Source organism: Rhizobium grahamii CCGE 502 (assembly GCF_000298315.2).
Classification (GTDB): Bacteria; Pseudomonadota; Alphaproteobacteria; order Rhizobiales; family Rhizobiaceae; genus Rhizobium; species Rhizobium grahamii.
Genome location: NZ_AEYE02000010.1, coordinates 49064 through 61806 on the forward strand (window position 1 = coordinate 49064; position 12743 = coordinate 61806).

At 59.6% G+C, this 12743-nt stretch carries 13 protein-coding genes, 2 tRNA genes and 1 riboswitch; of the genes, 13 read left to right on the forward strand and 2 right to left on the reverse strand.

Annotation, left to right across the window (positions count from 1 at the left end; translation table 11 throughout):
• Nucleotides 1-186 precede the first annotated feature (186 nt).
• From hupB to RGCCGE502_RS07750, 3 genes are all read left to right on the forward strand, one after another.
• Nucleotides 187-462: a DNA-binding protein HupB gene (gene hupB, locus RGCCGE502_RS07740; protein WP_007531759.1), complete on the forward strand. Its 276-nt coding sequence runs from the start codon at nucleotides 187-189 to the stop codon at nucleotides 460-462.
• A 122-nt stretch (nucleotides 463-584) separates the two neighbouring features.
• Nucleotides 585-735: riboswitch (FMN riboswitch) on the forward strand.
• A gap of 82 nt (nucleotides 736-817) precedes the next feature.
• Nucleotides 818-1732 (forward strand): DMT family transporter, encoded by a 915-nt coding sequence (locus RGCCGE502_RS07745; protein ID WP_016553602.1) that lies wholly within the window; start codon nucleotides 818-820, stop codon nucleotides 1730-1732.
• A gap of 69 nt (nucleotides 1733-1801) precedes the next feature.
• Nucleotides 1802-4000, forward strand: coding sequence for an esterase-like activity of phytase family protein (locus RGCCGE502_RS07750; RefSeq protein ID WP_016553603.1), 2199 nt, complete (start codon nucleotides 1802-1804; stop codon nucleotides 3998-4000).
• Between the two features lie 68 nt (nucleotides 4001-4068).
• On the opposite strand, the gene RGCCGE502_RS07755 is transcribed toward RGCCGE502_RS07750, so the two are convergent.
• Nucleotides 4069-5055, reverse strand: coding sequence for an aldo/keto reductase (locus tag RGCCGE502_RS07755; RefSeq protein ID WP_016553604.1), 987 nt, complete (start codon nucleotides 5053-5055; stop codon nucleotides 4069-4071).
• A 231-nt stretch (nucleotides 5056-5286) separates the two neighbouring features.
• Here RGCCGE502_RS07755 and RGCCGE502_RS07760 point away from each other — a divergent pair, with 231 nt between their 5' ends.
• Nucleotides 5287-5688 carry a (R)-mandelonitrile lyase gene (locus RGCCGE502_RS07760; protein ID WP_016553605.1) on the forward strand — a complete coding sequence of 134 codons (402 nt, stop codon included), beginning with the start codon at nucleotides 5287-5289 and terminating at the stop codon, nucleotides 5686-5688.
• A 6-nt stretch (nucleotides 5689-5694) separates the two neighbouring features.
• Here RGCCGE502_RS07760 and RGCCGE502_RS07765 read toward each other — a convergent pair whose 3' ends face one another.
• Nucleotides 5695-6300: a class I SAM-dependent methyltransferase gene (locus RGCCGE502_RS07765; RefSeq protein WP_016553606.1), complete on the reverse strand. Its 606-nt coding sequence runs from the start codon at nucleotides 6298-6300 to the stop codon at nucleotides 5695-5697.
• A gap of 347 nt (nucleotides 6301-6647) precedes the next feature.
• Here RGCCGE502_RS07765 and RGCCGE502_RS07770 point away from each other — a divergent pair.
• The 9 genes from RGCCGE502_RS07770 to nuoF all read left to right on the forward strand — a co-directional run bounded on the left by RGCCGE502_RS07770 (nucleotide 6648) and on the right by nuoF (nucleotide 12743).
• Nucleotides 6648-6724: transfer RNA gene (locus tag RGCCGE502_RS07770), tRNA-Asp, on the forward strand.
• Between the two features lie 52 nt (nucleotides 6725-6776).
• Nucleotides 6777-6853 (forward strand) — tRNA-Asp (locus RGCCGE502_RS07775).
• A gap of 327 nt (nucleotides 6854-7180) precedes the next feature.
• The gene (locus RGCCGE502_RS07780) at nucleotides 7181-7546 is read left to right on the forward strand and encodes an NADH-quinone oxidoreductase subunit A (RefSeq protein ID WP_016553607.1); all 366 of its coding nucleotides are present in this window, start codon (nucleotides 7181-7183) and stop codon (nucleotides 7544-7546) included.
• Nucleotides 7537-8121 carry a NuoB/complex I 20 kDa subunit family protein gene (locus RGCCGE502_RS07785; protein ID WP_016553608.1) on the forward strand — a complete coding sequence of 195 codons (585 nt, stop codon included), beginning with the start codon at nucleotides 7537-7539 and terminating at the stop codon, nucleotides 8119-8121. The genes RGCCGE502_RS07780 and RGCCGE502_RS07785 overlap by 10 nt, the downstream gene beginning before the upstream one ends.
• Before the next feature lie 15 nt (nucleotides 8122-8136).
• Complete coding sequence (locus RGCCGE502_RS07790; protein WP_016553609.1) at nucleotides 8137-8739, forward strand: NADH-quinone oxidoreductase subunit C; 603 nt, start codon at nucleotides 8137-8139, stop codon at nucleotides 8737-8739.
• A 73-nt stretch (nucleotides 8740-8812) separates the two neighbouring features.
• Complete coding sequence (locus tag RGCCGE502_RS07795) at nucleotides 8813-10003, forward strand: NADH-quinone oxidoreductase subunit D (protein WP_016553610.1); 1191 nt, start codon at nucleotides 8813-8815, stop codon at nucleotides 10001-10003.
• The gene (locus tag RGCCGE502_RS07800; RefSeq protein WP_016553611.1) at nucleotides 10003-10275 is read left to right on the forward strand and encodes a hypothetical protein; all 273 of its coding nucleotides are present in this window, start codon (nucleotides 10003-10005) and stop codon (nucleotides 10273-10275) included. The genes RGCCGE502_RS07795 and RGCCGE502_RS07800 overlap by 1 nt, the downstream gene beginning before the upstream one ends.
• A 16-nt stretch (nucleotides 10276-10291) precedes the next feature.
• The gene (locus RGCCGE502_RS07805; RefSeq protein WP_016553612.1) at nucleotides 10292-11428 is read left to right on the forward strand and encodes an NADH-quinone oxidoreductase subunit E; all 1137 of its coding nucleotides are present in this window, start codon (nucleotides 10292-10294) and stop codon (nucleotides 11426-11428) included.
• Nucleotides 11429-11438: 10 nt separating this feature from the next.
• The gene (gene nuoF / locus RGCCGE502_RS07810; RefSeq protein WP_016553613.1) at nucleotides 11439-12743 is read left to right on the forward strand and encodes an NADH-quinone oxidoreductase subunit NuoF; all 1305 of its coding nucleotides are present in this window, start codon (nucleotides 11439-11441) and stop codon (nucleotides 12741-12743) included.

The following is a 12743-nucleotide window of genomic DNA, read 5'->3' on the forward strand; positions in this document are numbered from 1 at the left end:
GCCTAATTGCTTAAAAACCCTGAAAAGGCTGGCGTTTTCGCCAGCCTTTTTTTGTGAAATCGACCGGCGGACTCTTGCATTTCCTTGATTTGCAGGGTCTTTGGGGTGCGGCGGGCCTGATGAACTCTATTCTGCGCCTAGCTTATAGATTTGAGTCGTTTCGAACCATTAGAAAGGGGTGGAAACATGAACAAGAATGAACTCGTGTCCGCAGTTGCTGAAAAGGCAGGACTCTCGAAGACCGATGCTGCTTCCGCAGTTGACGCTGTTTTCGAAGTTGTCCAGGCCGAACTGAAGGGCAAGGGCGACGTTCGCCTCGCTGGTTTCGGTAGCTTCACCGTTTCCCATCGCGCTGCCACGAAGGGCCGCAACCCGTCCACGGGCGCAGAAGTCGATATTCCGGCTCGCAACGTGCCGAAGTTCACGCCCGGCAAGGGCCTGAAGGACGCCGTCAACGGCTGATAGGAATTTGCTTGGCGGCCGGGCAACGAGACCGGCGGTACAAGTTTCGAAGGGTTCGGCTCCGGCCGAACCCTTTTTGCATTTCGCGCCCTTGTCGGCACGCTGGGGATGCCTTACGAAATGCTCGTTCTCAGGGCGGGGTGAAAGTCCCCACCGGCGGTAAGAGCTTTTGCTCGAGCCCGCGAGCGCCTTTTTGCAAATATGCCGAAAGGGTCAGCAGATCCGGTGCAATTCCGGAGCCGACGGTTACAGTCCGGATGAAAGAGAATGAGCGGAACGGGCGAGGGCGGAATCCGTCCTGGCTGCGGTATTGCGCTCATGCGTCCTGATTTGTGTTGGTTTCGGAAAGAAAGACATGAATCAGACTTCCCATACATTTTCCGCTTCGCGAGCAATGGTCGGCGCCGCCTGGATGGTTGCTGCAGGCATTGCCTTCTCGATCCTCAACATCGTCACGCAGTGGCTGACGATGAAGCTCGCTTTCCCAGCCGCCTCGGCAGCCTTCTGGCAATATGCATTTGCTTTGGTCTTCTCGCTGCCCTTTCTCCGGCGCGCCGGTCTCGGGGCAATGCGAACGCGTTATCCCTGGCGCCACATCGTTCGCGTCGGCTTCGCCGCCTTTGGCGTCACCACGTGGGTCGCCGGTCTGGCGGCGGTACCAATTTGGCAGGCGATTGCCTTGGTGATGACCTCCCCGTTCTTCATCATCATGGGCGCGCGTGTTTTCCTTGGCGAAAGCATCGGCGCTGCAAGATGGGCCGCGACCAGTGTCGGCTTCATCGGCGCGATGATCATTTTGCAGCCGTGGTCGGACAGCTTCAACTGGGCAGCGCTTCTGCCGATCCTCTCAGCCCTCTTGTGGGGTGCGTCGTCGCTGATCACCAAAAGCCTGACTGGCGTCGAGCCGCCGGAAACCATAACAGTCTGGCTGTTGGCTCTCCTCACGCCGATCAACGGTGGATTGGCGATGGCCGCGGGCTTCAGCGTTCCTACCGGCACCACTCTGCTGCTTTTTGCCGTCGCCGGTCTGCTGACCGTACTGGCGCAATATTTCCTGACGCTCGCCTATACCGCCGCCGATGCCGCTTACGTGCAGCCTTTCGACGATCTCAAGCTCCCGCTGAACGTTCTCGCTGGCTGGTTGGTCTTCGGCTATGCGCCAACTGGATATCTCTGGTTGGGCGCATTGCTGATCCTTGGAGCATCGCTCTTCATCATGCGGAACGAAATGAAGAAGGAGCAGGGGAGCCACCTGGTATCGTCGGAATAAGTCGGCCGTGTCATTCCGGTGTCATGCCAATCCCGCAAAACCGCTCTGTTTGAATTCATGGGGGATTTCATGACAACTTTATCGCGCAAGACTGTGCTCGTTGCGGCGCTTCTGACGACAGCCGCGTTTCCGGCCGCCGCGGAGCCCGTTTTCAACCGCATCGCAACCTTTCCGGTGGCATCCAACCTGCCCGAAGGAAAAGACAAGCTCTCGACCACGTCGGCTGAAATCATTACGGCGACCGATGATGGCATGACGCTGATCTACAGCGACAGCCCGCTCGGCGCGATCGGATTCGTCGACATTTCCGACGCCAAGTCGCCGAAGGCTGCGGGCGCGTTGATGATGGACGGCGAGCCCACATCCGTGACATCAGCCGCCGGCAAGGCGCTGGTTGCCGTCAACACCTCGGAGAGCAAGGCTAAGCCGTCCGGGCACCTGGCGATCGTCGACGTTGCCACCAAGAAGATCGAAAACACCTGCGACCTCGGGGGACAGCCGGATTCGATCGCGCTCAACAAGGACAAGACACTCGGCACGATTGCGATCGAAAACGAACGCGACGAAGACGTCAACGATGGCAAGATACCGCAGATTCCGGCAGGCGACCTTGTCGTGTTCCAGGTCAAGAACGGCGCGGTCGATTGCGGTTCGATCAAGCACGTGACGCTGACCGGCCTTGCCGGGATTGCGCCGGAGGATCCGGAACCGGAATTCGTCTCCTTCAACGATCGGAACGAGATCGCCCTGACCCTTCAGGAAAACAACGAGATCGTCATCATCGATGCGGCGACCGCGGCGGTGAAGGGACACTTCTCTGCCGGCAGCGTCGATCTGACCGGCATCGACACGAAGCGCGACGGCGCGCTGAAGTTCACCAGCGAACTCAAGGGTGTCCTGCGTGAACCCGACGCCGTGAAGTGGCTGGACAACGACCGTCTGGTCGTCGCGAACGAGGGCGATTACCAGGGGGGCTCGCGAGGCTTCACGATCTTCGACAAGACTGGCAAGGTCCTCTATGAATCCGGCGCTTCGTTCGAGCGCGCGGTCGCCGATACCGGCCAATATCCCGACAAGCGTTCGTCTGCCAAGGGCGTCGAGCCGGAAGGTCTGGAGGTCGCGACCTTCGACGGCCAGAAGTACATCTTCTTGCTTTCGGAACGCGCTTCCGTCGTCGGTGTCTACAAGGATACCGGCGCCGAACCACAACTCGTCCAGATTCTTCCGTCCGGCGTATCGCCCGAGGGAGGCGTAGCCGTCCCGTCCCGCAATCTTCTCGCCACCGCCAACGAAGTCGATCTCGGCAAGGATGGCGGCCCGCGGTCTCACGTCATGATCTATGAACTCGGCGAAGGCGAAATGGCCTATCCGCAGATCGTTGCGGCTGAGAAGGATGGGAATCCCGTTGGCTTTGCAGCACTCTCCGGTCTTGCCGCTGTGCCCGAAAAGCCGGGTCATCTGTTTGCCGTCAGCGATAGCGTTCTCGGCATGCAGCCGACGATCTACACCATCGACGCCACCAAGAAGCCGGCCGTCATCACCGAGACGCTGACCGTCAAGCGCGATGGCCAGCCGGCACAGAAGCTCGATATCGAAGGTGTCGCCGTTGACGAGAAGGGTTGGTTCTGGCTGGCCTCCGAAGGCAACAGCGAGAAGCTCGTGCCGCACGCGCTATACCACGTAAACCCGAAGGGCGAGATCAAGGAAGAAATCGCTCTGCCGAGCGAACTGACCGCCAACGAAATCCGCTACGGGTTCGAAGGCGTGACGATCGTCGGCTCCGGTGACGATGCGACCCTGTGGATGGCTGTTCAGCGCGAATGGAAGGATGACGAGAAGGGCTTCGTGAAGCTTGTTTCCTACAACCCGAAGAGTAAGGAGTGGGGCGCGGTTCGCTATCCGCTCGACAAGTCCGAAGCCGGTTGGATCGGCCTGTCAGAGATCTCCGCTCAGGGCGACAGCGTCTATATCATCGAGCGCGACAACCTCGTCGGTAATGCAGCCAAACTGAAGAAGCTCTACAAGGTCGCGGTATCGGATCTGAAGCCCGCCAAGCTCGGCGGCGAACTGCCGCTCGTCAAGAAGACGGAAGCCCATGACTTCCTTCCGGAATTGAAGACCGCCACCAATGGCTATGTCCTCGACAAGCTCGAAGGCTTCGCCTTCGACGCCTCCGGCAAGGCCTATGCCGTCACGGACAATGATGGTGTCGACGATTCCTCGGGTGAAACGCTGTTCTTCCAAGTCGACCTCGTGGGCACGAACTGAGATTGGTTGAGCTATGAAACAAAAATGGCCGGGCCTATGCCCGGCCATTTTTCTTGTGATCGTTTGTCTTACCAGCGCTGGTGGACATGGGGAGCGACCAGCCGCTCGTAGATCTCGCGTGTGGCGCCCATCACCTCGTGAGAGAGGGGAGCGAGGCTCGCCGCCGCGGCGTTTGCGCGTGCTTGCTCGGCGTTGCGTGCGCCAGGAATAACGACGGTGACGGCATCGCTCATTAGGATCCAGCGCAATGCGAAGGCCGCCATTGTCGCACCTGATGGAACGAGCTTGCGCACTTCCTCTACAGCCTGCAGGCCGGCCTCTAAGGGAACCCCGGCAAAGGTCTCGCCGACATCGAAAGCCTCGCCATGGCGATTGAAATTGCGGTGGTCATCGCTGGCAAATTTCGTCTCGCGGCTGATCTTCCCGGACAGTAGCCCGCTTGCGAGCGGCACGCGGGCGATAACGGCGATGTTCTTCCGCCGAGCCTCTTGGAAAAACAGGTGATCGGGCCGCTGGCGGAAGATGTTGTAGATGATCTGGATGCTGACGACTCCAGGATACTCGATCGCCTTCAGCGCTTCCTCGACCTTTTCGACGCTGACGCCGTAGCCCATGATTTTGCCGGCTTTCTGCAGCTCATTCAGGCCCTCAAAGACCTCCTGGCGATAGAGAACTTCGGTCGGAGGGCAATGGAGTTGCACAAGGTCGAGGCTTTCAACACGCAGGTTTTTCAGGCTTCGATCGATGAAGCCCTCGAGGTTGGCCTTGGTATAACCCTCGACGACATGCGGATTGAGCCGGCGACCCGCCTTGGTGGCAACCATCGGCCGCTCGCCGCCGCGGCCATCGAGAACGTCCGCAATGATCTTTTCCGACCGGCCGTCTCCGTAGACATCGGCGGTATCGATGAAGGTCATGCCGGCATCGAGCGCGGCATTCAGCGCGTCGCGGCCGTCGGCCTCGCTGACGTCGCCCCAGGCGCCGCCGATCTGCCATGCGCCGAAGCCGATATTTGTGACGGTATGGGGCAGGTGGCCGAAAGAATGCTGTTTCATGGAAATCCTCCGCGTGATGAAATGCCCCGGCACTAGCAGTCGCCCCGACCACTAGCAAGCGCCTGAAGCGGAGATAGGGCGACGAGGCGCAAGCGTCGGCATTTCTTCGAGCAGCGGCCTTGCCACGCAACTATTAGTCACCGCTTGGTGACCTGGCGAGGCTCCGGTCAGCAGAAACGCAGCCGGCGCAGTCGGCGGAAACGCAAAGTTAGGTATGGAAGGGAAAGTCAGATGGAGATCAAACCCTGCGGATCACGGCCCTCGATAAAGGCGCCCGCGGAATATTTCACCGGTTCAGTCCTGCAGGACCCATTGATGGAGGCGCCGAGCCCGGCACGGGTCAGGGCGGTCAGCGTTACCTTCGAGCCTGGTGCCCGAACCGCCTGGCACACGCATCCGCTCGGCCAGACGCTTGTCGTCACCTCCGGAAAAGGTCTGGCGCAAAGCAAAGGCGGCCCGCTCCGCGAAATCCGCGCGGGCGACACGGTCTGGATTGCCCCTGGTGAAAAGCACTGGCACGGTGCGGCACCTGATACCGCAATGACCCACATCGCGATCCACGAAGCGCTGGACGGCAGCGCCGCCGACTGGATGGAACAGGTCAGCGACGAGCAGTACGCCGGAAAGGGGTGACGCGGATCAGAGGCGCTTCAGGCAATAGGAAAAGTGCGCGTGCGATTCGACCGTCAGGAACTCGAATTGCCAGCCATAATCCTTGCAGAACTTGGTGACCGCTTCGACGACGCCATAGACGATCGGCTTCACGGTGTTTCCAGTGCAGAAATCGTGCCCGGCGATTCTTCCCGTGCGTTTGACCTTCCGCTCGCAGAGCAGCAGTTCCTGCCAGGTAAGCTCGAAGGAATGATCGGTGTCGATATAGACCCAGTCGAGAAAGTCATCCTCGAACTCGGCGAGCTTTTCGAGAGAGGTGCCCTGCATCAGGCGCAGCTGCCCACACTCGATTTCGCGCTTGAACTGGGTGTGAATCCGATCGAGACCCGAGCTGTAGCGGTCCATGCTCCAGGGGTCGATCAGATAAAGCTGCGCGGGCCGGTTCTTCTCCAGTATCTCGGCCGTATATTCTCCGAACGCCGCCCCGATCTCTAGGCCGATGCCACCATTGGGAATGCGATAGAGGAGCTCGCCTCGGTCCGGCAGCAACCGCGCATTCTCCAAATGGTGTGCGCTCAACTGTGTGCGCGGCATGCTCGCTCTTTGTGCCTGCCGTTCCTCGCGTGTTTTCATGATGATGTCTCTGCTGCTTGTAGAAATGCCCGGACTGAGCCTCGGTCTTCCATATAGCGGGCCTCTCGGGCGATTGGCTACCCTCGATCGAGCCTGCAAGCTGCAAGCGAGGGAGGGCGAGGAGCTGGGGAAACTGATCGTCATAGCGCAGACCGAATGTTACGCTGTTAATAATGCACTGAATTTGCCCGCGGATTTTCGTTCTCCAAAAACAATTCGCGGAGTGTCATCGTTTTGTCTCCAAAGCTGCTTGACACTCAAATGCGAACCCCTTAGTTAGCCGCTCATCGAAGCGGCAAGGCTGCTTTGACACGGATGCGAAAGCTTCCGGATCGCTTGAAATGAATGCGGGTGTAGCTCAGTCGGTTAGAGTGCCGGCCTGTCACGCCGGAGGTCGCGGGTTCGAGCCCCGTCACTCGCGCCATTTCAAGGTAAGCGCCAATTGGCACCTGGTCCGGTCCTTCTGTCCATCATGCGCGGGTGTAGCTCAGTCGGTTAGAGTGCCGGCCTGTCACGCCGGAGGTCGCGGGTTCGAGCCCCGTCACTCGCGCCATTTCTTCCCAAGCCGGGTATCTACCCTCTCTGTTAGCAGTCATGATCGATTGCCGTTTCGTTGTCGTCGCTTAGCTTTGTCTTTTGCCGTGAGCCATGCAATATCCGGTGGGCTGGCATGCAGCCTGAATCAACTTGTGTGGATTTGTCGCGACATCATTGCATCTGCTTGATAATGTCGCGCCTCGACAGTCGAATTTGCTACTCTAAAAGTCTTGCGCCGTGGCGCTGGCTGCGCTAACCACGGCTCTGTCGCAACGCACGTTCGCTTGCCGGGCAATTGCCCACTTGCGCCTCCCGGCGCAGCCCGCAAGCAGGGAAGAACCTGATGACTGGACTGCTCAGTTCCTACATTCCGATCGCTATTTTCATTGGTATCGCCCTTGTCATCGGCCTGGCGCTGTTGATTGCGCCGTTTGCTGTTGCTTTCAAGGCGCCCGATTCGGAAAAGCTTTCGGCCTTCGAATGCGGCTTCAACGCATTCGACGACGCTCGTATGAAGTTCGATATCCGCTTTTATCTAGTGTCGATCCTCTTCATCATCTTCGACCTTGAAGTCGCCTTTCTCTTCCCGTGGGCAGTGTCCTTCGGTGCGATCGGTTGGTTCGGCTTCTGGTCCATGATGGTCTTCCTTGGCGTGCTGACCATCGGCTTTATTTATGAATGGAAAAAGGGAGCCCTGGAATGGGAGTAGCCCCAACCGACAAGGCGCTCGTGGCGCCGCATCCGAAAGGCGTCATCGACCCGGCAACGGGCAAGCCGATCGGCAGCGACAGTGCGTTCTTCGGCGAAATCAACGATGAGTTGGCCGACAAGGGCTTTCTCGTTACCTCGACCCGCGACCTTATCACCTGGGCCCGTACCGGCTCGCTGATGTGGATGCAGTTCGGTCTCGCCTGCTGCGCCGTTGAAGGCTTGATGCAGGTCTCCGGTCCGCGTTACGACATGGAGCGCTTCGGTGTTGCTCCGCGCGCGTCGCCGCGCCAGTCCGACGTCATGATCGTTGCCGGTACGCTGACCAACAAGATGGCGCCCGCGCTGCGCAAGGTCTACGACCAGATGCCTGAGCCGCGCTACGTGATCTCCATGGGATCCTGCGCCAACGGCGGCGGTTACTATCATTATTCCTATTCGGTCGTTCGTGGTTGCGACCGTGTCGTTCCTGTCGATATCTACGTGCCGGGCTGTCCCCCCACGGCAGAAGCGCTGCTCTACGGGGTGCTGCTTCTGCAGAAGAAGATCCGTCGAACCGGAACGATCGAGCGCTAAGGGCGGAGGACTGTCATGAGTGAAGCCTTGAGCGAATTGTCCTCGTATCTCCGTGAGATGCGTGGCGATCTCTTTCTTGATGCATCCATCAGCTATGACGAGCTGAACGTAACCGCTACGCCGGAGACGATTCTGGCGCTGCTGACGTTCCTGCGCGACGACGCACGTTGCGGCTTTATCAGCATGATCGATATCTGCGGCGTCGACTGGCCACAGCGCGAGAAGCGTTTCGATGTCGTCTATCACCTCCTGTCGCCGAAGCAGAACCTGCGCATCCGCGTCAAGGTTGCTGTCGCTGATGGTGAGTCGGTTCCATCAGCTACATCAGTCTACAAGGGCGCCGAGTGGTTCGAGCGTGAAGCTTGGGACATGTACGGCATTCCGTTCTCGGGCCATGCTGACCTGCGTCGTCTTCTCACTGATTACGGCTTTGAAGGTCACCCCCTGCGCAAGGACTTCCCGACAACCGGCTACGTCGAGGTACGCTATGACGATGCTGCCAAGCGTGTCGTTTACGAACCCGTCGAGCTGAAGCAGGAATTCCGCAATTTCGACTTCATGTCCCCCTGGGAAGGCACTGAATACGTGCTGCCGGGAGACGAAAAGGCGGCGAAGTGACGATGAGGCTCGGATTTCTTGAAGCCTCTCTGTTCGCCGTCTCATGCCAATTGCCAGCGCGGAGCGCGTCGCTATGACTGAACATAACGTTCGCAACTTTACGATCAATTTCGGACCGGAGCATCCGTCTGCGCACGGCGTTCTGCGTCTCGTGCTTGAGCTCGATGGCGAAATCATCGAGCGCGTCGATCCGCATATCGGCCTTTTGCACCGCGGCACCGAGAAACTGATCGAGACGAAGACCTACCTTCAGGCCGTTCCTTATTTCGATCGTCTCGACTACGTCGCGCCGATGAACCAGGAGCACGCTTTCGCGCTCGCCGTCGAAAAGATGCTGAAGCTCGAAATTCCGATTCGCGGTCAGCTGATTCGAGTTCTGTATTCCGAAATTGGCCGAATCTTGTCGCACATCATGAACGTGACGACGCAGGCCATGGACGTCGGCGCGATGACGCCGCCGGTCTGGGGCTTCGAAGAGCGCGAAAAGCTGATGGTGTTCTACGAGCGCGCCTGTGGCGCCCGTATGCACTCGGCCTATTTCCGTCCGGGCGGTGTTCACCAGGATCTCCCGCCGGAGCTTGTCGAGGATATCGGCAAGTGGTGCGATCCGTTCCTCAAGATCCTCGACGATATCGAAGGCCTGCTGACGGACAACCGTATCTTCAAGCAGCGCAACGTCGATATCGGCGTCGTGTCGCTAGCGGATGCTTGGTCGTGGGGCTTCTCGGGCGTGATGGTTCGCGGCTCGGGTGCAGCCTGGGACCTGCGTCGCTCGCAGCCTTACGAGTGCTACAACGATATGGAGTTCGACATTCCGATCGGTAAGAATGGCGACTGCTACGACCGCTACCTGATCCGTATGATCGAGATGCGCCAGTCGGTTCGCATCATGAAGCAGTGCGTCGAGCGCCTCATGGGCAGCGCCAAGACCGGCCCCGTCTCGTCGATCGACGGCAAGGTGGTTCCGCCGAAGCGCGGCGAGATGAAGCGTTCGATGGAAGCGCTCATCCACCACTTCAAGCTCTACACCGAAGGCTATCACGTGCCGGCCGGCGAAGTGTATGCGGCCGTCGAAGCGCCGAAGGGCGAATTCGGCGTCTACGTCGTTGCCGATGGCAGCAACAAGCCGTACCGCTGCAAGATCCGTGCGCCGGGTTATGCTCACCTGCAGGCAATGGATTTCCTCTGCAAGGGTCACATGCTCGCTGACGTGACGGCCGTGCTCGGTTCGCTCGACATCGTGTTCGGCGAGGTGGACCGCTGATGAAGTTGTTGCCGCTTGCCGCGATGGTTCTTTTTGCTGCGTCCGGGGCCTTGGCCCAGGAAGTCGGTGGAATGGGCCCGAAGTTGGGCCAGGGCGAGGTGCAGCCGCCGGCGGCAAAAGCCTCCATGGGCGAGCTTTTGTCCAAGGGCTATGAAATCAAGGCCGCCGTTCCGAACGGCGGCAAGTTCGTTGTGTTTTTGCAAAAAGACCAGTCGGCCTACGCATGCGAGATGAAGTCTCTGACGGCATCGCAGTGCGGGACCATAAACTGACAAGGCGTGAGGAAGAATGTCCGTTCGTCGATTAGCCGAAGATCAATTCCAGCCAGCCGCGTTCGCCTTCAATGACGAGAACGCAGCTTGGGCGGATAAGACGATCCAGAAATATCCCGCAGGCCGTCAGCAATCCGCGGTGATTCCGCTGTTGATGCGGGCGCAGGAGCAGGATGGTTGGGTCACGCGTGCCGCGATCGAAAAGGTCGCCGACATGCTCGACATGGCCTACATCCGCGTTCTCGAAGTTGCGACCTTCTACACGCAGTTCCAGCTGAACCCGGTGGGCACGCGCGCCCACATCCAGGTATGCGGCACGACGCCCTGCATGCTGCGCGGCTCGGAAAGCCTCATGGCGGTCTGCAAGAGCAAGATTCACCATCATCCCTTTGAGCGGAATGCCGATGGCACGCTGTCTTGGGAAGAGGTCGAATGTCTTGGGGCCTGTGTCAACGCACCGATGGTGATGATTGGCAAGGATACCTACGAGGACCTGACGCCAGCACGCCTCGAGGAAATCATCGACACTTTTGAAGCCGGCAACGGCGCAAGCATCAAGGTCGGTCCGCAGATCGACCGTCACTTCTCATCCCCGGAAGGTGGCCCGACGTCGCTTCTGGCGGAAGAGCCAAAGACAAAGAAGGTTTCGGCTAAAAAGGCTGTTGAGGAAGCTGTTACGGCAACCGTCGACGCCGCACCGGTTCCCCCGTCCGAGGCAGCTCGTGCGAAGAGCACCGACGCCGAGACCAATGCGGCCCTGAAGACCCCGGTCACGGCTCCGAAGGCGGCCGCGAAGAATGCCAAGGCTGCGGAAGAGCAGCCGGCGCCCGCCACGGCCGCGCAGGTTGCGGCACCAGCCAAGCCGTCCCTGACCGACAAGAACCGTCCGGCAGGCATCGAAAAGCCAGAGACATCAGACGATCTGAAGATGATCTCCGGCGTCGGCCCGAAGATCGAGGCAACCCTGCATGAGATCGGCATTTTCACCTTCGCGCAGGTCGCGGGTTGGAAAAAGGCTGAGCGCGAATGGGTCGACGGCTACCTGAATTTCAAGGGCCGCATCGAGCGCGACGACTGGATCAAGCAGGCCAAGGCGCTCGCCAAGGGCGGCGAAGCGGAATATATCAAGGTCTTCGGTAAGAAGCCGCGGTAAGAGGTGAAGCATGTTACAAGATAAAGACCGCATCTTTACCAATATCTACGGCCTCAAGGACAAGTCCCTGAAGGGCGCGATGAGCCGCGGCCACTGGGACGGCACCAAGCAGATCCTCGAAAAGGGTCGCGACTGGATCATCAACGAGATGAAGGCCTCCGGTCTTCGTGGTCGCGGCGGCGCAGGCTTCCCGACCGGTCTCAAGTGGTCCTTCATGCCGAAGGAATCGGATGGTCGTCCGCACTACCTCGTCGTCAATGCCGACGAGTCGGAGCCGGGCACCTGTAAAGACCGCGACATCATGCGTCACGATCCGCACACGCTGATCGAAGGCTGCGTGATCGCAAGCTTCGCCATGGGTGCGAATGCTGCCTACATCTACGTCCGTGGTGAGTACATCCGTGAACGCGAAGCGCTCCAGGCCGCGATCGACGAGTGCTATGACTACGGCCTGCTCGGCAAGAGCAACAAGCTCGGCTATCCGATGGACATCTACGTCCACCACGGCGCCGGCGCCTACATCTGCGGCGAAGAGACCGCGCTGCTCGAAAGCCTCGAAGGCAAGAAGGGTCAGCCGCGCCTGAAGCCGCCGTTCCCGGCAAACATGGGCCTCTACGGCTGCCCCACCACCGTCAACAACGTCGAGTCGATCGCCGTTGCCCCGACGATCCTGCGTCGCGGCGCGACTTGGTTTTCCTCGATCGGTCGCCCTAACAACGTCGGCACCAAGCTCTTCATGCTCTCCGGCCACGTCAACAAGCCGTGCACCGTCGAAGAAGAAATGGGCATCACCTTCCGCGAACTCGTCGACCGCCACGCTGGCGGTATTCGTGGCGGCTGGGATAACCTGCTTGCCGTCATTCCGGGTGGCGCATCGTGCCCGATCGTTCCGGCCAAGGACATCATCGACTGCCCGATGGATTTCGACGGCCTGCGTGCTGTCGGTTCCTCCTTCGGTACCGCGGCCGCAATCGTTATGGACAAGTCCACGGATGTCATCAAGGCGATCGCTCGCATCTCGGCCTTCTTCAAACACGAGAGCTGTGGTCAGTGCACGCCATGCCGTGAAGGTACTGGCTGGATGTGGCGCGTCATGGAGCGCATGGCCAAGGGCAACGCCCAGAAGCGCGAAATCGACATGTTGTTCCAGGTCACCAAGCAGATCGAGGGTCACACCATCTGTGCGCTCGGCGATGCTGCTGCGTGGCCGGTGCAGGGGCTGATCCGCAACTTCCGTCACGAGATCGAAGCACGGATAGACCAGTATACGGCGAGCGCACTGGATCACGGTGCTGTTCTGGAGGCTGCGGAGTAA